Source organism: Leptothoe sp. ISB3NOV94-8A, assembly GCF_043421595.1.
Taxonomy (GTDB): Bacteria; Cyanobacteriota; Cyanobacteriia; order Phormidesmidales; family Phormidesmidaceae; genus Leptothoe; species Leptothoe turfae.
On record NZ_JAXSQW010000001.1, the window covers coordinates 4,771,275 to 4,794,950 of the forward strand.

Below are 23,676 nucleotides of genomic sequence, written 5' to 3' on the forward strand. Positions count from 1 at the left end.
AAAATCATTACCCTGCACAAACTATTACACCCGTCATAGCTGCTTGCCATAGCTGGGAAAGGGGTATTCAATCAGCTCAATGATTGCTGTTCTTACCGTCTGCTGTTGCGATCAGGGACGGTTTAAGCCAAGACTTCAAGATGAGCAATCAACGGCTCGTCAAGGGTTTGTACCTTATTAACCAGTAAGCGATTGACGTAAGCACGCAGCTGTTCAGCTTGCACTTCATTGGGAATATACATCTGCCCACCTGACTCAGTAACAGTTTTACTAAATAGCGGAGTTTGTAGCAGTGCACGATAGGTAGGTAAATCAGCAGTGCGATCGCAAATCAACCCTCGATCTGCCGCTGTCGGCACCAACCCAGGAGGTAAGTGGCCTTCTAACAGGGCCAAGATATGCAAGTGACAGGCTTGGGTATTGATACCGCGCTGTTCTAGCAAATGCATAATGGCTCCGACAGGCAACGGCTGCTGTGGAAAGACCCGTAGCAATTCCATAAGCAAAAAGTAATCGCTGTACTGCTGGCGCGTGACATTGAGCACCTGGGGATAGCGAGCCAGATTCACCAAGCCATAGGCAACACGGCTACAGCTATGGGGGAGCTCACTGGCATAGGTATCTTGAATGATCGTGGCATTGGGGAATTTTTGTCGCAGCCAACGGGCAATGGCTGGCAAAGATGCTGAACCACCAGTGCAAATCACCTGTTTAATGCCTTGGCTATCAACACTATGATGACTCAATAAAACATTCAGATAGCGATTAATGCGCTGAATGTAAGGCAAAAAGATGAGGTTCTCAAGATGACGGCGTTTAATTAACCAGTGCTTCCCAGCCAGGGTTATTTGCATTTGGTTTTGCTGCTGTAGGGTCAGCTTGAGATGACGTGCCGCCGCTAGCAAACTCTGCCCTAAACTAGAGCCTAACAAACGCTGCTGTAAGCTATAGCGCTGAGCCCAATCAACATGTCCCACCGCCGGTAGCGTTAGATTGTCGAACTGCTGCCAGTCCGCATCCTCTGCCAGATGGCCCTGCCAATCCCAGGCAATGGTTGCATCGGCTTCAGACAAAGGTTGCCAACGCTCTTCTGGCAATAGAAGCTGACAGACAATATCTTGGTCCAGGGCATCCCCTGCATAGGCAAAACCGCGCAGAGCAAAATCAGCATAGTTGAGATGAGTCAGATCCTTAGGGAGGCTAACTAAGCCTAATTCGGTCATAACGGCTCCGCCGCTGATGACCACGGTACCTTCCTGCCACTTACAGTTGTACAGGCTAGGTTGGCGCGATAGCGAAACTGTTTCTGTTAAGGATATTTCCTTGGGATCTGGCAGGCCAGAAAGAATGGTTGCGATCGCATCCTCAACAAACACAATCTGCTCAGGTTGGTCAATCAACCCAGCGGCCAACACAGCTTCTCGTAGATTAAAGCTGTAAGTATCCGGCCAATTGGTAGGGTAACCAACGATGACTCCCTGCAATTTTTGCCAAATCTGCGCGAGACCCTCATCCTCTAAACCGACAGCCTGGCCTTGATCCACAACATATTTCAGGAGCGCCACCATCGCCTGTAAAACCTGCAGCATAGGTAACTCAACCGTATCGGACCAGCGTAACCAAGGATCAGAATTAGGGAGAGTTTGACCATGGCCTACGGCCACCTTGAGCAATGGCTTGAGACGATTAAGACCCACCAATTCTGCACCAGATTGATTGAGCAACCCCTCCAAATCTCCCAAGGCGTTATAGCCCACAGCCACGGTTTCCTGAGCTGCCGTCACAACCGCCATGGCGGGCAACCGAAAATGCTTAGTCTCTGGATCAGCGCCTTGGGCCTGCCAATAAATAGGATAAACCTGACCAGTTTGACGGTTCATGAGCACCGCAGACAGACCGGTTGAGCCCACATCCAGTCCCAAGAACCAATGCCCTTCCAGATCCATTGCAGACACTGGCTCGGGAGGCATAGTGATGGGTGCCTCTGGCATCTCAACCGCCTCTGACGTCTCAATGGTCGAGTCAGCAATGGGGTCAATCGTCATGCCCACATCTAAAAGTTCTGGCACTTCTGGTATCAGACCCTCAGGGGATACATCAGGGGATGTCTCAGGAGATATATCCGCATCTAGACCCAATGCCGCTAATGGGTCAACCGTCGCCTCCTCCTCTTCGCTCCCCGGCATGGCTTGATCAAGCGCTTCTAACTCGGGCACCGACTCTCCAAACAGCTCATCTAAGCCACCTAAATCAAGACTTTCCTCTGCCACCATTTCCTGACTTGGCAGAGGCAACTCCTCATCTAGTCTGAGTAAGCCATCTAAATCATCCACAGAAGATATCGAAGCAGCATCCAACGGCATATCAGTCACATCAGCCGCTTCCTCAGGTTCATCCAACATTTCTTCAATGTCTGCATCCGATACCTCCGGACCAGCCACTTGAGCCGCCAAGGATTGAGGGCGCTCCTCGTCAGCCATAGTCTGCCAAAAGGCTTCCTGTTCCTCTTGTAAAAAGTCATCGTCAACCGGTGGCACCGCATCTAGATCGTCATCATCCAAAGAATCCGGAGGTAAATCTGGCATCGAAGCTGAATCTAGATGCGGCTCCGTGGAATCTACAGTAGGCACGATTAAGGGGTCATCTGGCTGAATGACAGGCTCTTCCAAATCTGAGAGGATTTGATTAACCACCTCATCCGTAATCGGTTCTTGGGATAAAGCATTAGAGCGTTCGCTAAGACCACCCAGCTCATCAGCAAGAGAGTCAGTTAATCCATCATCAAAATCGTCAAAATCACTCAAATCATCGGTCATGGGCTCTGCCATTAGCCCCAAGAGATCTAAATCTTGAGAATTAGCTTCAGAACCTGTGGCTGTAGATGAGGTGATGGCAGCTACATCTAGCTCATTGGCCGATGGATCGTCAACATCATCATCTGTGGCAAACCCCTCAAATAGGTCAAACCCTGACCTTTCGTCACTGGGTGGTTGCACCAGCGAGGCAGCCGCTTCATCAACACTTTCAGCATCAGGTAGACTGGATGCTGAAAGCTCTGACGCCTCTATATCTATTGAAGCTACTGGCTCATCTTCGCCACCAGCCTCGGAGTCAGCATCAAAATCTAAATCCTCTAAATTTAGATCTCGAACAATGGTTTCTAACGTTGCTTGATCTAAGGGTTCAAGAGAGTCATCTTCCTCTACACCATAGTCATTGGCAAAGTTATCCCCTGCCAGTTTCTGTAGATCCTCATCCAGCTGCTCCACTAGTTTGCCATCATCAAAATCGATTAATAGGCGCTGCTCAGCCCCCGACTCCACCAGGTTGATTAAATCTTCATCCGCTGAGGCCGCAATATATACATCATCTGGAACATTCTCTGGGAACTCTTCAACAGCGCCTGAGGGTTGCTCATCGGGCAATAGATCGAACAAGGAAGCAACCGTATTGTCATCAGGCCCTTCGTCGTTCAGATCATTTTCATCATCAACCAGGCTATCGCCAAATATCGTTTCGACAGTTACCTCAGGAGTAGCTTCTTGGCTATCTTCCATGGGCCTGGTCATCGCTGATTCATCGCTACTTAGGTTATCCAATAGCTCCGAAGGTATTGCAGCACTATCGTCTCCTTCAGTCGAGGAACCCTCAGGTGAGGGGCGGGCAAATAGCCAATCATCAACTAACTGACCGGCAGCCGACATATCTGTCTCAGATGAGGGAGGCTCCGGAATAGCAATGGTCGTTGGGTCAAAGGTAGGTACATCATCGAAGGCCTCAGACCCTGAAACATCGTCAACGCCGACTGACTCCTCTGGGAATAGTGCTGCTGCCAAGCGATCAACAGTCTCCTCTTCTGAGGCTTCATCCACAACTACGTCAGATTCAACTGGTTCTTCTGGAAACAAGGCCGCTGCCAAGCGATCAACAGTCTCGGCTTCGGCCTCCTCTTCGTCGGTTTCCAAGCCTAAGTCGAGGTCTGTATCAAAATCAAAACTAAAGAGTTCGTTTTCAGCCTCTGCAGCCGCCAATCCGTCTTGATTGAGTTCATCACTGGCTTTGTCGCTGTCTATTAGTTCGCCACTGTCTGCGCCTAAAGCTAACAGTCTAAGATTTTCATCAATATCACCTAGGGGCAAGTCCAGGTTCAGTGAGTCAGAGCCGATGTCTACCCCTGCATCATCAGAGGCCGCTGCAGGCGTTGCTTCTGTAGATGTTGAATCCTCGCTTAGCTCTATAACGTCGTCACTATCGACAAATGTGGCTTCAGGGGCCTCTTCGGAAGATGAGATTGCCTGCTCTAGAAATCCTAGCTCAGAGGTTTCGTCATCTTGAATCAGCGTGATTTCCTCATCCAGATCAACCTGAATATCTGCAACCAATTCGTTATCGGCTTGGATAACGGTAATATCCTCGTCAATATCCCCATGAAAGGCCATAGCCTCCTCCAACAAGGCTTGCTCAGACAAGGTATCGGTTTGGATCAACGTAATGTCGTCGTCAAAGTCGTCTGCTGCTTCAGATGCGATCGCATCCTCAGGTAACACCAAGTCAGGATCAAGTTCCAGGGGAACAGTCACTGCATCCTCGGCAATGCTTTCCTCTAGTGACAAATTCTCTAAAGCCTGATCCAACTCATCTAGCTGGACAGCATCTAAATCAACCTCAGTTGTTACAGAGTCCTCTGGGTCTTGCAACATTCCTTGGCGTTCAGCATCGGCGATATCACCAGCCAGGTAAGACGACGCATCCTGCCCCAGCTGTTGAGCCAGATGATTCACAAAGGCATGGAAAATCACTTCACCCTGCCGACCTAACCCATGCATTTGATCCAGACCATCTTCCAGGGACTCACGGTAGCTATCAACGCTCTTTTGCAGAGAATCAAATACCGCTGTCAAAGTACTATCTAGCTTTAGTAGCAGCTGATCCGATTGCGCCTGTAGCAATCGCACCTGTTCCAGCCGCTGCCCTGTTAATAAGGGTGCTGGTTCATCCGTTGTTGCTAATTGCTCCAAGGTCGCCGCTTCCATAGCAGCAAAGCTCTGCACCATCTGCGCTGATAGCTGCTCCTGTAGACGCTGCATTAAGGTCTCTAAAAATGCAGCAATCTGCTCCTCGGACTGTAATGGAGTCGTAACCCGTTGCGCTTCTAAAACGTTAATCTCTGCCTGCAAACTATCCCGCTTCTGCTGAAGTGTCTCTAACTCCTGACGCATAGGTTTCAGAGAGTTGTCTCTGAGATAGCGCATCTCCAGCAGGAGTCCTTGCAACACTTGGGACGCAGACTCCTCCACATCTGAGGAGCCAGCCTGTGGCGAGACAAACTGACCGGTTTCTGGGTCAATTGGCCCCCACCCTCCTGGCGAATCAAAGGTCTGCTGCAGGGATTGTAAGTAGCTGAACAACTTACTCAGAAGCTGGCGCTGCCGCTCAGCTTCTCCTGACAAACCCAACGGCAAACGGGAAGCTGGTTTGGCCAGGGTAGCTTCAATTTCAGTGATAAGACGTTGGATTTGATCCTTTTGAGAAGTCACAGTGCGGCCTTTCAACAACAAACTCTGCAGGGTGGAGAATATTCAGTTCGAATACGAACAGAACCGCTTCTACCAACGGAATGCCCAAAGTGTAAAGCAGGCTGGCTTAAAAATCACAATTTCCTCCTATCTACAGACTTATAGGGAAAAATCCTGACGAAGCCATCGTGGCTTATGTATATCAAAATGGCTGTAACACCTACAGATGGATGCCATCCTAATCGATGCACCCAGACCTAACGCCCCAGTTGTGAAGTTACGTTAACCGTTTTTTGACGTTAGGGGGATGGTGCATTCGTGCTGTACCCTAATTTAGGCAAACCAGAGTCAAATTAAAAACAAACTAATCCTGCATGTTTCGGTAAGGTAACGTTTTAACGATTAAGCTATGGGTTGATATAAAGAGCCTAAAACTTTAGCGTCTGGGATCGTAGCCTCTAGTGTTTACTGAATATTCCCAGATATCATTGAGGTCTTGCGGGTTTTAGCCATTCTCTTAGCAAGCTAAGAATTTCCAAAGCCTGCAACTAACTGGTCTATAGCCAGAAAACTAGCCTCTACCGTTGATTTTTTATCGTCATAATTGAGTCCACCCAACCGTGGCTTCTCCCCCTATGGATAGTAGATACGGTGCCCGAGATAATTCAGCTAGCGAAAGTCTGATTGTAGCGGCCCCCTTTTTCAAGGACTTACCTGAAGCTACGGTTAAACAAGCAACCGCCCAGATCGTGACGCGCCGCCACCCTGCGGGCCAAGTGTTGCTGTTGGAAAATGACTGGGGCAACTCGGTTTATTTCATTTTGGATGGATGGGTCAAAATTCGCACTTATAACCTTGATGGGAAAGAAGTCACCTTAAACATTTTGGGTAAAGGTGAATTATTTGGTGAAATGGCTCCCTTAGAAGAAGTGCCACGATCGACAGATGTTATTACGCTGGCAACCACGATGATTGGCAGCATGCCAGCCCAAGATTTTGTTAGCCTACTTAACACTGAGCCTCAAGCAGGCATTCGGCTAGCGAAGTTAATGGCACGACGGTTACGTCAGGTGAACCGTCGACTGCGATTGCGAGAATCCGATAGCCAATCCCGCGTTGCCGATGTTTTACTGTTTCTGGCAGACGGACAGGGGACCCTCGGCTCCCAGGGGGTAGAAATTCCTAACCTGCCCCATCGTGAGCTCAGCAGCTTGAGCGGATTAGCCAGGGAAACTGTAACTCGTGTGCTCAGCAAACTTGAAAAGAAGGGGCTGATTAATCGGGAACGGGACGTGATTCGTATCCCTTCGATCGATGCCCTAGACCGCCTACTTGTCTAGCCATCCTGCTTATCTAACGATTAAAATTTTGGTTAGGAGTTCATTCTCAACACTATGGGGCAGCCAGAGGATTATCAGGCAGAGGCACAATCGCCGGATTTGCCTGAAAACAGCAACTCCACAAACTTTGACGACATTGATCTAGATAGCCCTTGGATAGAAGATGAGGATGAACCCCGTGTTCCTCCTATCATGCGGAAAGCCATGACGCCCCCTAGTGATAAAGGGCCTGTTGCCATGGTTGAAACTGCTTTTTTGGCAAGTGCTGCCAGCCTGATGTGGTTGATCAATCTCTATTTTCCACCCGGTCCATTGCTGCGCATTTTATTTCCGGTGCCGATTGCCATCGTATACCTGCGTCAGAATTGTCGCTCTGCATGGATGACGACCTTGGTATCCGGTTTACTACTCGCGATTTTGCTTGGGCCGCCCCGCAGTCTTTTATACGTTATTCCTTATGGTTTACTAGGTGTGCAGCTGGGGTATCACTGGCGACATCAAACCTCATGGTTAATTTCACTACCCATAGGAGCATTCATCGTTACGTTAGGTATTTTCTTTCGGATCTGGCTGCTGTCATGGATGGCTGGTGAGGACCTTTGGGGATATCTTGTTGCTCAGGTCATCCAGCTGACTGACTGGATTACTAATCGCTTACTAGATTTTGGCCTGCTAGGATTTGGAGCTAGCGGCCAACTAAGCCCAGGCATTATTCAAATTGTGGCCATATCTATGGTGTTCTTTAGTAGCATTGTCTATCTCTTCACCGTGCATTTGACCGCATGGCTTTTGCTAGAGCGGATGGGGATCGCCATACCCTCACCTCCCCAATGGGTACAGCAAATTCTTGAGGAGTAGATTTACACTCCTACCATGCCGCTTGATTCGTGCCATTCTTACCCCCTAATTGCCCACCACAGCAACACTGGAATTACCCAGCAGTGGCAACGGCGATATCAAGGACAAAGGCCCTGCTATATATGTGTTTTAGGATTTACTGAAACAGCATTAGTTACGGGCATTTCAGCAGCGGGTAATAGCCCTCAAGCACGGATGATGACAGCGGTAGCTGATGCTGAATTTATCTATGAAGGACCGAGTTCAGTTCCCCAGTATCCGCTACCTCCGCTGACGGCAGGCGTATCGCCAGCCTTACTCACACGGGCAGTGATCACAGGTCAGACCCTACCTGTGTATTTATTTAATGCGGGGCTGCCCCATACTCCCGGCGTTCCTCACATAGATTTAGGATGTGGAGCTATTGCTCGCTGTGTTAGTTCTGGGCAGGCCCTCCCACCTGATAGTGTCAGGTCACTCTTTAATGCGGGGCTGAAATGGGGTGAAACCTTGGGACGTCGCTTTGCCCATAGTTATCTCATCATTGGCGAATGCGTTGTGGCAGGCACTACAACTGCCCAAGCCGTGTTAACAGCACTCGGGTTTAATGTTGCTGGATTGATGGGGAGCAGCCACCTGACCTGTAATCACGATCAAAAAGCTGCACTGATTAAAACAGGCTTGATGGCAAAACCTCTGGACAGTGAGCAGTGGAGTATATGGGATGCGATCGCAGCTGTCGGCGATCCAATGCAGCCATTTGTCTTGGGAATGACCATAGCCGCCAGCCACCACAGCGGTGTGCTGCTCGCTGGCGGCAGCCAAATGATTGCTATTTACACAATGCTACAAAAGCTAGGCCATCAATACCCATGGAACTTAAACAATGTCGTTATCGGGACAACTCAGTGGATCGTGAAAGATGCGACTAGTAAATTTCTGACACTAGCCCACACCGTTCCAACACCCCCCATCATGAGTAGTCAGTTCTCTTTCAAACAATCACGCTACCAGCAATTCAACTTGTTTGAACAAGGGTATGTCAAGGAAGGTGTAGGAGCAGGGGGCTGTCTAATTGCAGGACATTTATATCAATCCTGGCAACAAGCTCAAACCTTAAACGCTATGGAAGCATTGCTAGAAAGCTGCCTTCAAATATCCGCACCACCACCCACGGCTCAGTGATGCGATCTCATTCAACCTAGCAACTTCCGACCCTACCCATAGCATTCACTACGATTTAATGTGCCCGATAGGCTAACAGCTGTTCCTCTAACGCAGCAATACGGTTATAAGCAGCCGTTAACTGAGCCGTCAACCGCTGAACTTGAATCTCGGGAGATAGCGACTGATTACCCGTCAACTGATCAAGACCAAAGTGGGGTTCATCATTCAAAATGTCCTTATGGTCAAAGGCTTCGTCTAAGCCGTTAGCCACCATCCGTGCAGGAGGACTAACACCAAATTTAGGCCGACTACTGCCATCGCTAACCGCATCCTGGTGCACTAACAGGTTCGACACTTTGCAGTCTATTTGCTCAAGGAGCTGATGCAAGGTATCGACCCGATTTGATAAATGCACTACTTTTTCTGGAGCAATATCCATGAGCTAGCAAATCCTCAAATAACCCCTTCATCCTAAGAACGCCTAACCAATGAAGAGAGCTTATTACTTATTGATTTAACCTTTTGTTGTCAAGTTTGAAATCATAAAGAGATGAAATAAAAATCTTAGATTTTAATCTATTGTTCTTTACACTTTCCCCACAATGTCAGGTGATCTATATAAAAACGGGGAGATTCTATGAAACCGTGCCATACTGTAGCGAAAGTACACTTCCCAGGTGCATTTCTTCCTGATATTAAGGTTGTCACCAGCTATATAGCTTTTAGACGGTTATCAGGTACTTAATAAAGTACTTAATAATTAGATTTCAATTACGTTTTTAGTACGCCTTTATCGAATTCATAGGGTATACTACCCATGCCATAATGTACATTGAAGCGTACATTTCCAGTCAGTGGATTTGATCAGGGGTGTTGCATTACTAAACGCATTTAAGAAAACCATTTTCGAATAAAGGTTTTCCTTTAATCGCGTGCGGTAGTATAGGTAGACCTTGACACCATAGCCTAGATAACCTCTATGGGTGTAGGGTCGTCCAGCAAGATGTTTGAACGTCGTCCAGCAAGATGTTTAAACACGGAAATAGACCGCAAACGTTAGTTTTAACCGATGCCGTAGGCCGTGACAGAGCTCAATAATAGTCGTGAACTGTCGGGGGCAGTTGTTAATTAATGTCACCCAAATCATCTATGACTGATACCACTGCGTTCGTTGCTGGGTGTGCAACGACCGGGGTAGCCGTTTTAGTATTGCTATTAGCACGAGTTGGGTTTCAGACATCCTCCCCCGAAACACAATCCAGCTCCACGACGTTAGAGGACGTGGTTCCGGTCCCTCAGTCACCGATACAGACAGTTAATGAGGGTCTCAATGAAGACATTAAAGAAGAGCTAGATCGACAGCGCGACTTAACCGCCAAGCTAGAGAACCAGCTAGTACAGCAAGAAATGCTGGCTCGCAACTTAGAGAATCAACTCAAGCAGCAGCAGGAAGAAACACGGGCAGTTCTGTCACAGCTCAGGGAATATCAGCGTTCGGTCGATACCCTTTCTTTCCAAAATGGTCAGCTAGCTGCGGCCCAGTCTGAGCGAAACACATCCAATAGTAGTAATAATATTCAAACCACCCTGTTATGGATTGGTGGTGGCCTATTACTAGTAATGGTTGCAGGCGGGGGCGTCATTATCCTCTGCATGATTTTAATTTCGGGACGTCGCCGTGAGGAACGCACCGTTCCAGTGGTATACCCTTTCCAAATGCCCGTTCCCCCCGCTGGCTATCGGTACTACGAGCAAGAGTTTCTACCACCGCCCGTTCGTCCTAAACGAGCTAATGCCACCTATTACGACGTGGACTAGGCTAGGTATATGAGTTTTGAATCGTTAAAGGCGGCACCCAGATTCGAACTGGGGATAAAGGATTTGCAATCCTCTGCCTTACCACTTGGCCATGCCGCCGAATTGCCGAACTTAAATATATCAAATTCTCGTCGCGTTCTAACCTAGATTCGCCATTAAAGGCTACTTTTCTTTTACAACAAGAAAAGTAGGTCCACAAATATCACCTCACTTTAACAAGCAGCTGTTGAATCATCCGGTTGGCTTGCGATGCATAACCACCGCCAAATAGATTGAAGTGATTGAGTATGTGATAAAGGTTATAAAGAATTTTACGCGTGGGATAGCCCTCTGACAGCGGATAAACTACCTCATAGGCATCGTAAAAGTCCCTTGGGAAACTGCCAAACAGCTCTGTCATTGCCAGATCGACTTCGCGATCGCCATAGTACGTAGCCGGGTCAAAAATCACCGGTTCACCTGCCGTTGTAATCGCCGCATTCCCAGACCACAAATCTCCATGCACCAGCGATGGCATGGGATCATGACCAGCCAACAGCTCAGGCAAAGCCGCTAGCAGCGCATCCTGCTGAGGAAAAGCCCCCCCCCGTCGTTGAGCCAGACGAAACTGATACCCCAACCGCTGATCTCGCCAGAACACTAGCCAGCTTTCCTGCCAGTCATTGGGTTGATGAGTTTCACCAATGGTATTGATACGGTGCCAGCCAAACCCCAAGTCGCTAGATGTGCGATGCATGGCTGCCAAATGTTGCCCCATGGTTGCCCAGGCTGCGCCACGACTCCCCAGATCTAACCATTCCATTGCAATGTAGGAATTTGCTCCGGCCAATCCACAACACACTGGCTGCGGTACCCGAATAGTCTGGCTGTTATACATTTCCTTGAGGCCATCCAGCTCAGCCTCAAACATGGCCAGTTTGCTAGCCTGATTCAACTTTACAAAAAATGTAGTTTGGCCATCGCTTAAACCATAGGCCTGGTTGATACACCCTCCGCCAACAGATCGTGTCCGCTCTACCCGAAAGGACTGACCAGTCACGCGACTAATCTGAGCCGCAATCTCAGACCACACCTCAGCCATACCCTCTATCTCGAAACACTACAATTATTCTCCACCCAAGCAAATGGTTAAGGTCAGCCCCCTCAATCCCTAACTACACCCCCAAGACAATACCCAGTGAATGTCCTACTCCCTGGCGCAGCGAACGCACTTATTAACGCATTTATTATCTAATTAGCCTCTGGATACAACCTCAACACGCCATAGGCATCAATGGGCAAATAGCGCTGTACGGCAGCTTGAACGGTCTCTGCATTAATTGTTTTGATAGCCGTTGGATAGTTCAGTGCATTTTCAATATCACCTGTCATTGCGTGGTAATAGCCATACATGCTGGCGCGATCGCTAGAGGTTTCATTACCAAACACATAACGATTAGCTACCTGGGTCCGCACTCGGCTGAGCTCAGCCCCACTGACTGGTTCCTCATGAAGACGCTGAATATGTTCTAAAACTGCCGCTTCAACCGTATCTAGCTGCTCAATCGCCAAATTAGCAGAGATATAAAACACCCCCTGCTCACCATAGGTAATGTTACTGGTGGAAATACTATTCACTAAGGCTCGAGTTTCCCGTAAATCCTGAACCAAGCGAGTGGTGCGCCCCTGACCCAAGATTGAGGCTAGAACATCTAATGCATAGGTTTCAGACAGTTGTCGTAACCCGGGTACGCGCCAGCTCAGTACTAAGCGAGCCTGCTGTAGCGTTGCGTCGGCGTAATCAACCCGCGCAATCGATTCAAAGGGAGATTCAGGCGTACTGGCTGGCACACCCTCCAAGGGGCCTGTCAAAGCTTGTTGACGACGATTCGCTAAAGCCTGCTCAAAACTCTGTTCCACAATAGAAATTAGCTGATCGGTGGGCAAATCGCCCACAACCACAGCCGTCATATTTTGAGGTTGATACCAACGCCGGTGGAAATCTCGCATCTGCTCAGCAGATAGCTGCTCAATCACTGATGCTGGCCCTAAAACAGTGCGCCGATAAGGAAGCTGCTCAAAATTTAAGGCCATGGAGTGCTGAAATACACGCCGCCTGGGATTATCTTCTGAGCGACGGATTTCTTCTAAGATGACAGGCCGCTCACGTTCAAAATCGCCGTCATGCAGCTTGGCATTGAGCAAAAGTTCCACCTGGAGCGGAGCTAGCTTCGCAAAATCCTTGGGAGCCGTCGTAATGTAGTAATGAGTATAGTCCTGACTGGTGGCAGCATTGGTAATTGCCCCACGCTCCTCAATCAAGCGCTCAAATTCTCCACATTGAAGTTGAGGCGTACCCTTGAAAATCATGTGCTCCAGAAAATGAGCCATACCATTGATGGCATCAGACTCTACCCGAGAACCTACCCCCAGCCAAATATTCAGGTTGACAGCAGCCGTCGGCATTTGCTCAGCAATAATCGTTAGACCATTAGCTAAGCGTTTTACAACGGGTTGATTAGTAATTTCAGAGAAAACCGACGTTGTAACCATGGGCAAGCTAAAATTTCGTGATATTTCTATTTTTTTATTCTAGTCATCTAGATACAGTAAAGTCTGGGTAAAAACAACCAAGGGAAACTTTTATGGGCACTTGGATCAAGGAAACGGATAAGGCTATCTATCTGATGCAGGGGGGGTACTACATCTCCAAAATCTCCAAATATCCTTCTAAGTCAAACCCTAACGAAAAAGTGCTCAATATTAGTGGCATGAAATCGTGGTTTAGACGAGCTGATTCCCCCCGAGGAATGACAGTTTCCCAAACTGGACCGGAGCCTAAGCCCATGCCAAGGCAAGTGGCTCCCCCCACCAGTCCCCCCACCAGTGGCGGCGGTAGCAGCACAAGACAAACGAATGCCAGCGGTGTAGGTTTGATCAAATCGTTTGAAGGGTTAAGGCTCAAGGCCTATCAAGATGCTGTTGGCGTATGGACCATTGGCTATGGCACCACCCGAGGTGTAAAACCAGGGCAGGAAATTACTGAGGCACAAGCCGAAGCATTACTTAAAACTGATTTAGACAGATTTGAGAAAGCCGTTAATCAAGCCGTCCGCGTATCAATTAATGACAATCAGTTTGCAGCCATTGTATCGTTTACCTATAACGTGGGCTCTGGCGCTCTGCGTAGCTCTACCTTGCTGAAGAAGCTTAATCGTCGTGATATCTATGGAGCTGCTAACGAGTTCCCTCGTTGGAATCGTGCTGGTGGTAGAGTATTGGCTGGTTTAACTCGGCGGCGGAATGCTGAGAGGGCCCTATTTTTAGGACAAGACTATCGACGTTTTCTATAAGACTAAGTGCAGCGTCCGTTTCCCCGTTGGTTTATTCCCTATGCGTTTTTAACACCAGCGTTACTGGTGCTCGGTTTGACTGTCTTTTGGCCAGCGTTACAGGCGTTTTACTTAAGTTTTACCGAGTATGGATACGACATTACCCAGCCTCCGCGATGGGTCGGGTGGGCTAATTTTGTGCGCCTATGGCAGGATGAAACGTTTTGGCAAACCCTGGGTAATACATTGGTTTATCTGATGGGCGTAGTGCCCATACTTGCGATCGCACCCCTGATCCTAGCCATTCTAGTCAACCAGAAACTCAAGGGCATGAATTGGTTTCGCGTAGCCTATTACACCCCAGTCGTCATCTCTATGGTGGTCGCTGGCATCGCTTGGCGCTGGCTCTATGCCGAAACCGGACTATTTAATCAGGTACTGTCCAGCTTAATCGGGCAGACTATCCGCATTCCCTGGTTGACCAGCCCTAATCTGGCACTATTTAGCGTCATGGCAGTCACCATTTGGAAGGGATTAGGTTACTACATGGTGATCTACCTGGCCGGCCTACAGGGCATTCCAGTAGATCTCTACGAAGCTGCTGCCATCGACGGTTCTGACCGCTGGCAAAAACACTGGGATATCACTCTGCCGCTAATGAGTCCCTACATGTTTCTTGTGGCAGTGATTTCCGCTATATCAGCGACTAAGGTATTCGAAGAAATTTACATCATGACCCAAGGGGGACCCCGTAGTAGCTCGAAAACCGTCGTTTACTACGTCTATGAGCAAGCATTTGTAGACCTCGAGATGAGCTATGCCTGCACTATTGGCTTGGTACTTTTCATCCTAATCTTGACCCTGTCTCTTATCCGACTTCGCATCGCTCCCGAACAAGATACAAAGACATTACTTTAAAACTCTACAACGCTTCAGAAAAAGCAACACCTCTGGTTTCTACCGCATCCACACCATCGACAGAGAGGGCTAAGTCAACAATTTTACTGAGCTTATACGGAGAGCCTAGTTGACCACTTAAAACCACAACGCGCCCACGCTGGCGGACTTTCAAGCGTTCTACAGAATTATCCACATAGTTGCTTAGACAGTGGGACACTCGCTTAGATAAACCATAATAATCAAACTCCCCATGCAAACCGATCCGTTCTGGTGGAATAGAAGAGAACCAACGACATCGACCAACTTCACTATCAGATAGCTCGCAGGTCCTATATCCGCCACCTAGAGTAGTTACAACAGCCACGCCATTCATAAGCCACCTTGACACCCTACTTGGTTACCATCAAATACGTTGCATCCGCTTTTCTTATGCACCTCGATCACCAGGCTATTAATGAAAAGCGCTGAAGCGTGCATTAACGCATAACAATTTTGCAGAATCCGGATAACACTCGCTTATAAATTCTAGAAAATACTTGGGGTGGATTATGTGTTCCTAGAAACTTTTTAACACAACTGCGCCCTAGGCCTTCACAAGCAGTACTACAGCATAGGCTGCGATTCCTTCTTCACGTCCAGTAGGGCCTAGTTTTTCATTGGTCGTCGCTTTGATACCAATCTGGTCGGTTGCGACTGCCAACCGTGCAGCCAAAGATTGTTGCATCGCTGCAATATGTGGCTTCAGCTTAGGCTTTTCAGCAACCACCACTGTGTCCAAATTGCCAATGGTCCACCCTCGCTCTTTTACCATTTGGTAAATTTGGTCCAAAAGCATCAAGCTATCAGCGCCCTTCCATTTAGGGTCAGTGGGGGGAAAATAGAGACCGATATCACCCAAGCTTAAGGCCCCCAGCATGGCATCCATAATTGCATGGGTTAGCACATCAGCATCGCTATGACCCAACAACCCTAACGTGTGAGGAATGGTGACACCCCCTAAAATCAAGGGTCGCTCTGGACCTAAGCGGTGAATGTCATAGCCATTACCAATGCGAACACCCATGGAAAACTCCTTAGTGACTATCAATGCGGAAGCAGACAGCAGCAGCCTTTAATTATCTTTATTTTCCCACTGTTGCTGCTGCCAACGCTCATAAAGATCGCAGCGACGCTCACGAGTGCGTTCGATCTGTTGCTGGCGACGCCATTGGGCAATGGCAGCATGGTTACCGGAGCGCAACACATCTGGCACAGTCCAGCCTCGAAATTCAGCCGGTCGAGTGTAATGGGGATAGTCCAACAAACCAGACTCAAAACTGTCGTAATGCAAAGAATCTCGTTTTGCCACAGTGCCTGGCAGCAATCGAATGACACCATTGAGCAATGCCAGGGCTGGAATTTCACCGCAGGTGAGGACAAAATCGCCCAGGGACACTTCCCGCGTGACTACATTCAGAATGCGTTCATCCACACCTTCGTAATGGCCACAGATAATCACGAGTTGATCAAGACTCGTTGACCATTGCCACAACAGAGATTGAGTCATGGGCTCCCCCTGGGGAGTCATTAGCACCACTTCACGGCGAGCCTGCTGGGGTAGGCTCTCAAGAGCTGCCACAATTGGAGCAACCTTCATCACCATCCCGACGCCCCCCCCATAGGGTTCGTCGTCAACCTTATGGTGCTTATCAGTGGTGAAATCCCGAGGGTTGGTGATGTGAACCTGAGCAATCTCCCGCTGTAGTGCCTTGCCGATGAGTCCAGAGTTGAGGGGTGATGTAAAAAAGTCGGGAAATAAACTGATCAGGTCAAATCGCATTAATTATTACTGCCCCCAGGCTCTAAAAATTCAACAACCGGTTAAATAGTTCCACTTCGAGATTAGTTTGCTCTAGTAAACGTGCCAACTCATAAGCTCGCTCATACTGGTCTCGGGCTAACGTTAGCTCCCCTGTAGCCTCATAAAACTCCCCTAGACGCTTATAGGTGACTAATCTGAACCAATCATTATCACTATTGCTCGTCAGGGCAATACGTTCATCCAGGTAAGTACGCACCTGGTTCCAATCACGTCTAGCGCTATAAACATCAGTTAGACCATCAATGGCATGGAGCTGTGATGTGACATCATTGCTATCACGTCCATAGCTTAGGGCTAGACGATACGCGCCAATAGCTTTACCCTGTATACCTTGAGCTAAATAGGCATCACCGAGATTGTTGCTGGTATTGGCACGGCCTACCAAGTTGCCGGCCCGAATACGGTAGTTGCCAGCAAGTTCGTAATATTCAATGGCAGCGTCATACTCTCCTTGGGCAAAGGCCAATAACCCTAGATTACTGAGGGACAAACCAATGCCTTCAAAGTTTTGAATGCTGTAGGCAATGTTCAAGGCTTCTTCATAGGATTGGATGGCAGACTCCACTCCCCCCCGCTGCAATCGCAAGGTTCCCAGGGTATTCCAAGCAAATATTTGGGTACTGAAGTTTTGATTGTCCCGGGCGATCGCAAGCTGGCGACGCACAGCCGTCTCAGCCCCGGTATAGTCACCCAGCTGGGCATAAGCACTGCCAATTTTGCCATAGACCTGCTCCATGGAAGCGGTATCGCCAATCTCATAGTAGAGTTCTACGGCCTGACGCCAGGCACGCAGTGCCGACTGATAGTCTGCCTGTTCCGCCTGGCGGTCCCCCAAACGGAACAACTGATCAGCCACGTCGCGTCGCTGATTAATGGCCTCTCGGTTAACCGGCTGTCGCAGCTGGTCATCAAGCGTCCCTTGGGCATAGGCTGCTGGCATACCCAGCAACGCCGTCAGCACGAACCCGTAACCAAATCGAACTGTGCAGTGCACGACCAGATCTCTCCCTATGTAAAACACTAGCGCCCAAAAACTAGAGCGATCAAGCTTCAGAAGCTAGATTTGGCTGTTCTAAGTCAAGATCGGATACATCCAATAGCTCTGACAAATCCTCTGCCAAATTCTCCTCCGCTACAGTTTCAGTATCCCCAAAGTAAATCACCTGAATATCACGTGGTAACGCTTTGCTCAAAGATTGTTGAGCATCTGTCAACAAGGTTTTCACAGATTTAGGGGAAATACGCTGCCCCTCAGCCTGTAAATAGGCAGCAATTCGAGTATCACTCCACCGAAATGTCTGCGCCATGACAATCACCAAACGGTGTAGAGGCTGAAGCTGCTCAAGTGCCTGAGTAACATAGCACCAGAGTGGGGGCGAAGCTTCTTGCAAGTTGTAGTGAATCTCTTCAACATCAGGCAAAGCAGCTTGATTAATACAGGTCGCTGTCAAATTCACGAGCCAAGCTTGCAAAGAAAAGTTTTCTGGAGGCTTAGCTGGCAAGTCAAGGCCACTCAATTCATACAGAATATGCCGCCATGTCAGTGCAAACAAATACTCTGATTGCACTGTAGAGCGAGCCGAGTGACGAATCAGGGTATACACCACCGGACTGTAGCGACAGAACACAGCGGTAAAGTACTTGCCGTCTTCGGGATGCAGCTTAAGCTGCTGCACTAGGTCGTAGTCACTGTACTCAAAAAGCGACTTGACGACAGCATGATCACATTCAGGAAAATTAGGAATATCCACAGTACTGAAAACGGCGCTCTTGCCAATCATCGGCAGAATAGACAGACTGGCATTAACCAAACTGAGACTACCGTATAAATAGCAACTACTATACCCAGGATCCGTCGAATCTTAAAGATTCGGAGATAAACCCCAAGCTGACACTAGTGAACACCTACCGTAAATTACCCCATCAGACATACGGTAAAGGATCGGTTAACCCGGCATCTTTCTAGCAGCTAGTCGGTTTGAGCCTTGATAAACTAAGGTCAATCCCAGTGTCCTAACTCTACTTAAGCTAACAGCACCCTCTTTCCGAATACTGCCCATGGATTTTTGCGCCATCATTTTTTCATCACCACTGGCCTCCATCTGGCAAGGGCTACCCCTCGATAGCCTCGTTTCTACCCAAGGCATTATGGTGATGCTGCTGGTGGCCTATGCAGGCGCGATGTGGATGTTTCTCACCAGCGCCCCTAAGGTGCATACGGTGATGGTTTCTGACTTAAATATTGCCCAACAGTTTTATGAAGGGATGCTAGGCCTGTCTGCTGCCGATGTGCCGCTCCACTATTATTACAATTACGAGCAAACCATGGGGACAGGGCTAGATCCAATGATGGGCATGGGCTCTATGCCTCGTCCCACAGAACTGGGCAACAGCCCTGATGGCCTCTGGTATCAGCTGAAAAAAAATACTCAGCTACACGTTATCTCAGGTGCCAGCCGTGGCCATAAAGATCGTCAACGCCACGTTTGTTTTGATCGAGACTGCCTCGAACTTTTACTCATGCAGGTGCAGGCCAACAGAGTGCGCCATAAGATTCGGAGTGAAAGACCCCTCAATTTCTTGGTCAAAGACTATGATGGCGAAATCATTGAAATGGCTGAAGTTGCCGATTAGATTTGGTCGTAGGGGCGTTGCATGCAACGCCCCTACAATTTGTTTATATGTATTGGCCCTATGATCATCGACCTTTCTAAGGTGCCCGCTGGCCAGGGTACTGGGTATCCAGAACCTTTCAAGGCTGCTGTGACAGGACGCTCTAAGCAACGCGTGGGTAATGTGGCTGGGCTGACTAATTTTGGCATTAACTTGACCACGTTAGCGCCTGGAGCGCAGTCAGCCCTGAGGCACTGGCACAGCCACCAAGATGAATTTATTTACATGGTTTCAGGAGAACTCACACTAGTAACTGAGGCTGGAGAAACATTACTCACACCGGGCATGATGGCTGGGTTTCCAGCTGGGGTGCCCGATGGTCACCATTTAATTAATCACTCGAGTGCGATCGCAACATACCTTGAAATTGGCGATCGCACCCCTGGCGACCGCGCAGAATATCCCGACGATGATCTGTTAGCCCAACCTAAAGATGGAGGTGGCTACTGTTTCACCCACCGTAGCGGTGCTCCCTACTGAGGTGCCCACAAGCTATGGTAAAACCCTTGATATACGAGACCTTTACCTTCGACAGATAACCAATGCAATTAACGAAGGGACTGGCGAAGGCTGGTTTGAGACAATCTGCCCATAGGGATTACCCTAGCTGGATAGTCAGAAAAATTTTGCCGTTCTGCGTTCTGCTAGCCAGCTGCCAACGCACACCACCAGCTACGGACATTCCCAACGTACAAAATCCATCTGCCCCACCGCCACCAGAGACCCAGGCACCGCCACCGCCACCGTCTAACTCCTATTTGGCACAGATACCGCCTGACGTGACTAATCAGCTGGTCAATCTCGGTGTAAATATCGTGATCCCTACATATCTAACACCCAATATGACCTTGGCCAGCTATGGAGTCGGTGAAACATCAGAAACTAGCACACCCTACTATTGGTTGGTATATCGAGACGACCAACAGCGTTGTTTTGCCATCGAATATGCGGCCAGTGGAACCAATGATATTTCTCTAGAAAATCAAGAGCCCTTGGACAGTATGCTATTTGGAGAAGGCTATCGTCTTTACCACGGTAAATTTCCTAATGGTGAAAGTGGAGAATTACCAGAGCCCGATTTATTTACCGATTGGCTAACGGGTGAGGATGGCTTCTACCGCTTAATAGGAGCCGGTTTAATAAACGCCCAAGACTATGGCCAGGGCGATTGCAGTAACCTTACGGTCAAAGAAGCTATGACTGTCGCCGAGTCATTAAATTATTTAGCGACTGATATTAGAACCTTGGAAGCCATCCCTGCAAAGCCATCTGGTTTGGAGAACAATGTCACCCCATAAAAAAGGCTCGCTTTTGAAGCGAGCCTTTTTTATACATAAACAACAGTAACTTCAACCTTTATCCGTCACTGTTAATAGTCAGCTATCGGCATCTAATGCTTCTCAACCACAGAGGTATCCGAGGCTGCTTTTGACTGCGGTGCTTCTTTTTCAACGGCCGCTTGAGCATCTTTGGCAACAGCAGCCCCCCCGCCTGCAACAGCATTAGCCGTAGTTGAGACATTCTTAGCAACCGCTTTCGCTGGAGACTTAACAGTTACATCGGCTTTAGCAGGACGTTCAATTTTTTCTAGACCAAGCTGCTCACGCGCTTTATCTAATAGAAAATTAGCTCCATTTTGGCTAACTTCCAAAAATGCTTGACCAGTAGCCGCAGCAGCCTGGTTACCATCCACTGGTTCTGCCTGTTGAGTGTCCCACCATGCTCGCATTTTCTGTCCGGAGTTAAGAGCTATATCGCCAAACCAAGCAAAAAATACAAATACAGAACATATAATTAACCAAACTAAAAGAGCTAACTCCTTAATGATGGTCCCCGTCAATACAAAAACACTCTTATACGTGTCTGCCGTCTTGGGATCAAAAAGTAGTTGAGACACCACAGCAGCTTGAGACTTAACGCGATCCATGGTTTTACCTCATCTAAATGATTTATAAAAAACTTGATGAAACTATTCTTTGACTACCACTCAGTAGGGTCATCCTATCGAAAGATATCTAACGTGCCGTTAGACATGGTGGATAGTCTTAAGCTTTCTCCTCGAAAGACGAGTCATCGTTGCTATAGGATGCAATGCTTTATCAAACGTTCTTGAGTATACCCAAGGTTAACCACCCCAAACTTTTTGTAAAACATCCCCTGGCTTTAGATCAGCTAGCCGCTCTGTCGCCGATTGCACACCTAGGATCCGTGTTTCGCCCTCAACAACTGGTAAGGCCTGGCTCAGTTTTGTCTGCAGTACGAGGGTAAATACCTGAAGAGCCATAGATACTTGGCTGATATAGCTATCAGGAGTAATCACTAAATCAGCGCCAGCTAGGATAGCGGCAACCTGCCCAAGATTTTCCACCTTAACGGCCTTAAGCGTACGCTGACGACTCAGCGTGGCAACTAACTCTTCGCTATCGAGAGTTTCCAACAGCACAATCGGCATCTGTGGCTGTTTAGACTGAAAATCATCCACAATGCTAAGCCAGCTACTTAAAGGATAGGCATCTGCCTGCACGTTCAGGCCAGGATACACAACCACGTAGCCGCCGCTACCCGACAAATTCAAGCCTTGACGTTGTTCGTCAGCCCAGGCAATATCCCCTGCTGGCACATTGAGGGCAATGGGCGCAGATTTAGAGGGTTCTGCCAGGCCTTCTAAAAGCGCCTGGTACTGACTGGCTTGATACGGCTCTTTGTCAGCGGTCACGGTATTGGTGTAAAGCCATGGAGCTTGGGCGTTGCTATAGCCAACTCGAGTGGGAATACCACTCAGCCAAAGCAACACACCTTCCTCCCAACGATCACTAGCTGAGAGAACCAATTCAAATTCGCGATCGCGAATAATACCCAGCAAATTAGCCCAATCAGCCGGACTATTTTGCCCTCGATAGTTAAACGGAATGACTTCACTAACAGCCTTAGACACCCGGTAAGCTGATTTAGACGTGGGCTCCACGACCACTGATATTTCAGCGCTGGGATAAATTTCTTGAATAGTTGCTAACGTTGGAAAAAACTGAAGCTGATCGCTAATTCCACCAGGAACTAAAGCCAGGACGTGCATGGACTTTGGAGAATACTTCGCTACTCATTCTAGATTAAGCTGGCAGCGCTAATGCTGAAGAAAGGTCACTAAACCGCGAAATTGTAAAAATTATTCCTTGGTTAAGATTTTTGAGAGGATGTAGGGTGCCGATGGGGTGACAAACACCGGGGGTGACAAACACCGATGGGGTGACAAAAATTTGCATCTCTTACCTCAACAGGCAACGTTCACATGCGTCCTTAAAATATTTTTTGGAGACAGTAATGCACCTACTTATACCGGCAGCAGGCAGTGGCAAACGCATGGGTGCTGACGGCAACAAACTGCTTTTACCCCTGCTCGATCATTCAATTATGGGATGGACCCTAAAGGCTGCGGTCGCTGCCAACAGTATTGAATGGATCGGCATTATTTGCCAAGCCATGGATGAGCCGGTGTTTCAAGAGACTGTTACTCAACTGAAAATAGATAAGCCAGTATCATTCATCCGTGGTGGAGATACTCGCCAGGCATCGGTCAGCAATGGTTTACAGGCCTTACCTGAGGACGCAAAACAGGTGCTAATTCATGATGGAGCTCGCTGCCTCGCTACTCCAGCGCTTTTTGATCGCTGTACCGCAGCGTTTGCAACTTGCAAGGGACTTATTGCAGCGGTGCCCGTCAAGGACACCATCAAACAAGTCAATACTTTTGGCATCATCGAAGCCACCCCCAATCGTTCTCATCTGTGGGCGGCTCAGACTCCCCAGGGATTTGATGTTGCACTACTGAAGGAAGCTCACCAAAAAGGTCAAACCCAGAGTTGGTCTGTCACTGACGATGCTGCTTTATTTGAAAAATGTGGCCTCAATGTCCACATTGTGGAAGGAGAAGAAACTAATTTGAAGGTGACTACACCTATGGATCTTGCGATCGCAGAATTTATTCTACTTCAGCGCCTTTAACCATCAAGAACCCGGTTTCTAGCAAATTTGAAATCATGAGCATTTTATCTGCTACATAAACCGGGTTCTTGATGATGACTAAAGATCGCCGCTTCGTGCAACCAACAAAAAGATGATTGCTGGACCAGAAATAACTACCATTGCCAAGACAGTGAGCTGAGCCACTACCAGAAAATCAATATTGCTGAGAAAACCCAGACCCAAGATACCCAGAAGACCCATTGAACCTCCGATAATCAACTAACCGTGACCTC

The 23,676-nt window shown here is 48.3% G+C and carries 23 protein-coding genes and 1 tRNA gene; 10 read left to right on the forward strand and 14 right to left on the reverse strand.

The annotated features are described in order from the left end of the window. Positions 1 to 122: 122 nt before the first annotated feature. Entirely contained in the window at positions 123 to 5,537 is a 5,415-nt protein-coding gene (locus SPB21_RS20285) for a hypothetical protein (protein WP_163702591.1), read from the reverse strand. Positions 5,538 to 6,151: 614 nt separating this feature from the next. Here SPB21_RS20285 and SPB21_RS20290 point away from each other — a divergent pair. Genes SPB21_RS20290 through cobT form a run of 3 tightly spaced genes read left to right on the forward strand, consistent with a single transcriptional unit; the run spans position 6,152 to position 8,878 of the window. Next, entirely contained in the window at positions 6,152 to 6,856 is a 705-nt protein-coding gene (locus tag SPB21_RS20290) for a Crp/Fnr family transcriptional regulator (protein WP_006516227.1), read from the forward strand. A 54-nt stretch (positions 6,857 to 6,910) separates the two neighbouring features. After that, positions 6,911 to 7,714 carry a DUF2232 domain-containing protein gene (locus SPB21_RS20295; protein WP_163662453.1) on the forward strand — a complete coding sequence of 268 codons (804 nt, stop codon included), beginning with the start codon at positions 6,911 to 6,913 and terminating at the stop codon, positions 7,712 to 7,714. 15 nt (positions 7,715 to 7,729) lie between these two features. Beyond that, on the forward strand, positions 7,730 to 8,878 hold the full coding sequence (cobT, locus tag SPB21_RS20300; protein WP_499867597.1) for a nicotinate mononucleotide-dependent phosphoribosyltransferase CobT: 1,149 nt from the start codon (positions 7,730 to 7,732) through the stop codon (positions 8,876 to 8,878). Positions 8,879 to 8,933: 55 nt separating this feature from the next. On the opposite strand, the gene SPB21_RS20305 is transcribed toward cobT, so the two are convergent. Beyond that, a complete protein-coding gene (locus SPB21_RS20305) occupies positions 8,934 to 9,299 on the reverse strand; it encodes a hypothetical protein (protein WP_163662457.1) in 366 nt (121 codons plus the stop codon). A gap of 710 nt (positions 9,300 to 10,009) precedes the next feature. On the opposite strand from SPB21_RS20305, the gene SPB21_RS20310 reads away from it, so the two are divergent. Beyond that, the gene (locus tag SPB21_RS20310) at positions 10,010 to 10,678 is read left to right on the forward strand and encodes a hypothetical protein (protein ID WP_163702589.1); all 669 of its coding nucleotides are present in this window, start codon (positions 10,010 to 10,012) and stop codon (positions 10,676 to 10,678) included. 28 nt (positions 10,679 to 10,706) lie between these two features. On the opposite strand, the gene SPB21_RS20315 is transcribed toward SPB21_RS20310, so the two are convergent. The 3 genes from SPB21_RS20315 to SPB21_RS20325 form a co-directional block, all read right to left on the reverse strand. Further along, positions 10,707 to 10,777: transfer RNA gene (locus tag SPB21_RS20315), tRNA-Cys, on the reverse strand. Positions 10,778 to 10,880: 103 nt separating this feature from the next. After that, positions 10,881 to 11,759 (reverse strand): fructosamine kinase family protein, encoded by an 879-nt coding sequence (locus SPB21_RS20320; protein ID WP_499867598.1) that lies wholly within the window; start codon positions 11,757 to 11,759, stop codon positions 10,881 to 10,883. Between the two features lie 149 nt (positions 11,760 to 11,908). Then, on the reverse strand, positions 11,909 to 13,210 hold the full coding sequence (locus SPB21_RS20325; RefSeq protein ID WP_499867599.1) for a M16 family metallopeptidase: 1,302 nt from the start codon (positions 13,208 to 13,210) through the stop codon (positions 11,909 to 11,911). Positions 13,211 to 13,302: 92 nt separating this feature from the next. Between SPB21_RS20325 and SPB21_RS20330 the strand changes: the two genes are divergently transcribed. Both SPB21_RS20330 and SPB21_RS20335 read left to right on the forward strand, forming a co-directional pair. Further along, positions 13,303 to 14,010, forward strand: coding sequence for a lysozyme (locus tag SPB21_RS20330; protein ID WP_250564876.1), 708 nt, complete (start codon positions 13,303 to 13,305; stop codon positions 14,008 to 14,010). 6 nt (positions 14,011 to 14,016) lie between these two features. After that, positions 14,017 to 14,907, forward strand: a complete 891-nt coding sequence (locus SPB21_RS20335) for a carbohydrate ABC transporter permease (protein WP_499867600.1) — start codon at positions 14,017 to 14,019, stop codon at positions 14,905 to 14,907. Positions 14,908 to 14,911: 4 nt separating this feature from the next. Here SPB21_RS20335 and SPB21_RS20340 read toward each other — a convergent pair whose 3' ends face one another. From SPB21_RS20340 to SPB21_RS20360, 5 genes are all read right to left on the reverse strand, one after another. Beyond that, a complete protein-coding gene (locus SPB21_RS20340) occupies positions 14,912 to 15,253 on the reverse strand; it encodes a BON domain-containing protein (protein WP_163662466.1) in 342 nt (113 codons plus the stop codon). Between the two features lie 219 nt (positions 15,254 to 15,472). Next, positions 15,473 to 15,952, reverse strand: coding sequence for a 2-C-methyl-D-erythritol 2,4-cyclodiphosphate synthase (ispF, locus tag SPB21_RS20345; RefSeq protein ID WP_163662468.1), 480 nt, complete (start codon positions 15,950 to 15,952; stop codon positions 15,473 to 15,475). A gap of 48 nt (positions 15,953 to 16,000) precedes the next feature. Further along, positions 16,001 to 16,708, reverse strand: coding sequence for a tRNA (guanosine(37)-N1)-methyltransferase TrmD (gene trmD, locus SPB21_RS20350; protein ID WP_163662470.1), 708 nt, complete (start codon positions 16,706 to 16,708; stop codon positions 16,001 to 16,003). Between the two features lie 22 nt (positions 16,709 to 16,730). Then, positions 16,731 to 17,744 carry a tetratricopeptide repeat protein gene (locus SPB21_RS20355; protein ID WP_163662472.1) on the reverse strand — a complete coding sequence of 338 codons (1,014 nt, stop codon included), beginning with the start codon at positions 17,742 to 17,744 and terminating at the stop codon, positions 16,731 to 16,733. Positions 17,745 to 17,793: 49 nt separating this feature from the next. Then, on the reverse strand, positions 17,794 to 18,531 hold the full coding sequence (locus tag SPB21_RS20360; RefSeq protein WP_499867601.1) for an RNA polymerase sigma factor: 738 nt from the start codon (positions 18,529 to 18,531) through the stop codon (positions 17,794 to 17,796). 277 nt (positions 18,532 to 18,808) lie between these two features. Between SPB21_RS20360 and SPB21_RS20365 the strand changes: the two genes are divergently transcribed. The 3 genes from SPB21_RS20365 (at position 18,809) to SPB21_RS20375 (ending at position 20,721) form a co-directional block, all read left to right on the forward strand. After that, entirely contained in the window at positions 18,809 to 19,384 is a 576-nt protein-coding gene (locus SPB21_RS20365) for a glyoxalase-like domain protein (protein ID WP_163662474.1), read from the forward strand. Positions 19,385 to 19,405: 21 nt separating this feature from the next. Then, entirely contained in the window at positions 19,406 to 19,903 is a 498-nt protein-coding gene (locus SPB21_RS20370; RefSeq protein ID WP_499867602.1) for a cupin domain-containing protein, read from the forward strand. 62 nt (positions 19,904 to 19,965) lie between these two features. Further along, positions 19,966 to 20,721, forward strand: a complete 756-nt coding sequence (locus SPB21_RS20375; protein WP_163662476.1) for a hypothetical protein — start codon at positions 19,966 to 19,968, stop codon at positions 20,719 to 20,721. A gap of 92 nt (positions 20,722 to 20,813) precedes the next feature. On the opposite strand, the gene SPB21_RS20380 is transcribed toward SPB21_RS20375, so the two are convergent. The 3 genes from SPB21_RS20380 to SPB21_RS20390 form a co-directional block, all read right to left on the reverse strand. Further along, a complete protein-coding gene (locus SPB21_RS20380; RefSeq protein WP_163662478.1) occupies positions 20,814 to 21,350 on the reverse strand; it encodes a hypothetical protein in 537 nt (178 codons plus the stop codon). A gap of 198 nt (positions 21,351 to 21,548) precedes the next feature. Beyond that, on the reverse strand, positions 21,549 to 22,496 hold the full coding sequence (locus SPB21_RS20385) for a glycosyltransferase family 9 protein (RefSeq protein WP_163702582.1): 948 nt from the start codon (positions 22,494 to 22,496) through the stop codon (positions 21,549 to 21,551). Positions 22,497 to 22,530: 34 nt separating this feature from the next. Beyond that, positions 22,531 to 22,683, reverse strand: coding sequence for a hypothetical protein (locus tag SPB21_RS20390; RefSeq protein WP_163662482.1), 153 nt, complete (start codon positions 22,681 to 22,683; stop codon positions 22,531 to 22,533). A 58-nt stretch (positions 22,684 to 22,741) separates the two neighbouring features. Here SPB21_RS20390 and ispD point away from each other — a divergent pair, with 58 nt between their 5' ends. After that, complete coding sequence (ispD, locus tag SPB21_RS20395) at positions 22,742 to 23,422, forward strand: 2-C-methyl-D-erythritol 4-phosphate cytidylyltransferase (protein WP_499867603.1); 681 nt, start codon at positions 22,742 to 22,744, stop codon at positions 23,420 to 23,422. 78 nt (positions 23,423 to 23,500) lie between these two features. Here ispD and psb30 read toward each other — a convergent pair whose 3' ends face one another. Beyond that, the gene (gene psb30 / locus SPB21_RS20400) at positions 23,501 to 23,644 is read right to left on the reverse strand and encodes a photosystem II reaction center protein Ycf12/Psb30 (RefSeq protein WP_006516248.1); all 144 of its coding nucleotides are present in this window, start codon (positions 23,642 to 23,644) and stop codon (positions 23,501 to 23,503) included. Between the last annotated feature and the right edge of the window lie 32 nt (positions 23,645 to 23,676).

What these genes read in the sequence shown, in the direction of transcription:
- SPB21_RS20290 (WP_006516227.1), top strand. Translation starts at nt 6,152, where the DNA reads ATGGATAGTAGATACGGTGCCCGAGATAATTCAGCTAGCGAAAGTCTG.
- SPB21_RS20295 (WP_163662453.1), top strand. Translation starts at nt 6,911, where the DNA reads ATGGGGCAGCCAGAGGATTATCAGGCAGAGGCACAATCGCCGGATTTG.
- cobT (WP_499867597.1), top strand. Translation starts at nt 7,730, where the DNA reads ATGCCGCTTGATTCGTGCCATTCTTACCCCCTAATTGCCCACCACAGC.
- SPB21_RS20305 (WP_163662457.1), bottom strand. Translation starts at nt 9,299, where the DNA reads ATGGATATTGCTCCAGAAAAAGTAGTGCATTTATCAAATCGGGTCGAT.
- SPB21_RS20310 (WP_163702589.1), top strand. Translation starts at nt 10,010, where the DNA reads ATGACTGATACCACTGCGTTCGTTGCTGGGTGTGCAACGACCGGGGTA.
- SPB21_RS20320 (WP_499867598.1), bottom strand. Translation starts at nt 11,759, where the DNA reads ATGGCTGAGGTGTGGTCTGAGATTGCGGCTCAGATTAGTCGCGTGACT.
- SPB21_RS20325 (WP_499867599.1), bottom strand. Translation starts at nt 13,210, where the DNA reads ATGGTTACAACGTCGGTTTTCTCTGAAATTACTAATCAACCCGTTGTA.
- SPB21_RS20330 (WP_250564876.1), top strand. Translation starts at nt 13,303, where the DNA reads ATGGGCACTTGGATCAAGGAAACGGATAAGGCTATCTATCTGATGCAG.
- ispF (WP_163662468.1), bottom strand. Translation starts at nt 15,952, where the DNA reads ATGGGTGTTCGCATTGGTAATGGCTATGACATTCACCGCTTAGGTCCA.
- trmD (WP_163662470.1), bottom strand. Translation starts at nt 16,708, where the DNA reads ATGCGATTTGACCTGATCAGTTTATTTCCCGACTTTTTTACATCACCC.
- SPB21_RS20360 (WP_499867601.1), bottom strand. Translation starts at nt 18,531, where the DNA reads ATGATTGGCAAGAGCGCCGTTTTCAGTACTGTGGATATTCCTAATTTT.
- SPB21_RS20365 (WP_163662474.1), top strand. Translation starts at nt 18,809, where the DNA reads ATGGATTTTTGCGCCATCATTTTTTCATCACCACTGGCCTCCATCTGG.
- SPB21_RS20370 (WP_499867602.1), top strand. Translation starts at nt 19,406, where the DNA reads ATGCAACGCCCCTACAATTTGTTTATATGTATTGGCCCTATGATCATC.
- SPB21_RS20375 (WP_163662476.1), top strand. Translation starts at nt 19,966, where the DNA reads ATGCAATTAACGAAGGGACTGGCGAAGGCTGGTTTGAGACAATCTGCC.
- SPB21_RS20380 (WP_163662478.1), bottom strand. Translation starts at nt 21,350, where the DNA reads ATGGATCGCGTTAAGTCTCAAGCTGCTGTGGTGTCTCAACTACTTTTT.
- SPB21_RS20385 (WP_163702582.1), bottom strand. Translation starts at nt 22,496, where the DNA reads ATGCACGTCCTGGCTTTAGTTCCTGGTGGAATTAGCGATCAGCTTCAG.
- SPB21_RS20390 (WP_163662482.1), bottom strand. Translation starts at nt 22,683, where the DNA reads ATGCAAATTTTTGTCACCCCATCGGTGTTTGTCACCCCCGGTGTTTGT.
- ispD (WP_499867603.1), top strand. Translation starts at nt 22,742, where the DNA reads ATGCACCTACTTATACCGGCAGCAGGCAGTGGCAAACGCATGGGTGCT.
- psb30 (WP_006516248.1), bottom strand. Translation starts at nt 23,644, where the DNA reads ATGGGTCTTCTGGGTATCTTGGGTCTGGGTTTTCTCAGCAATATTGAT.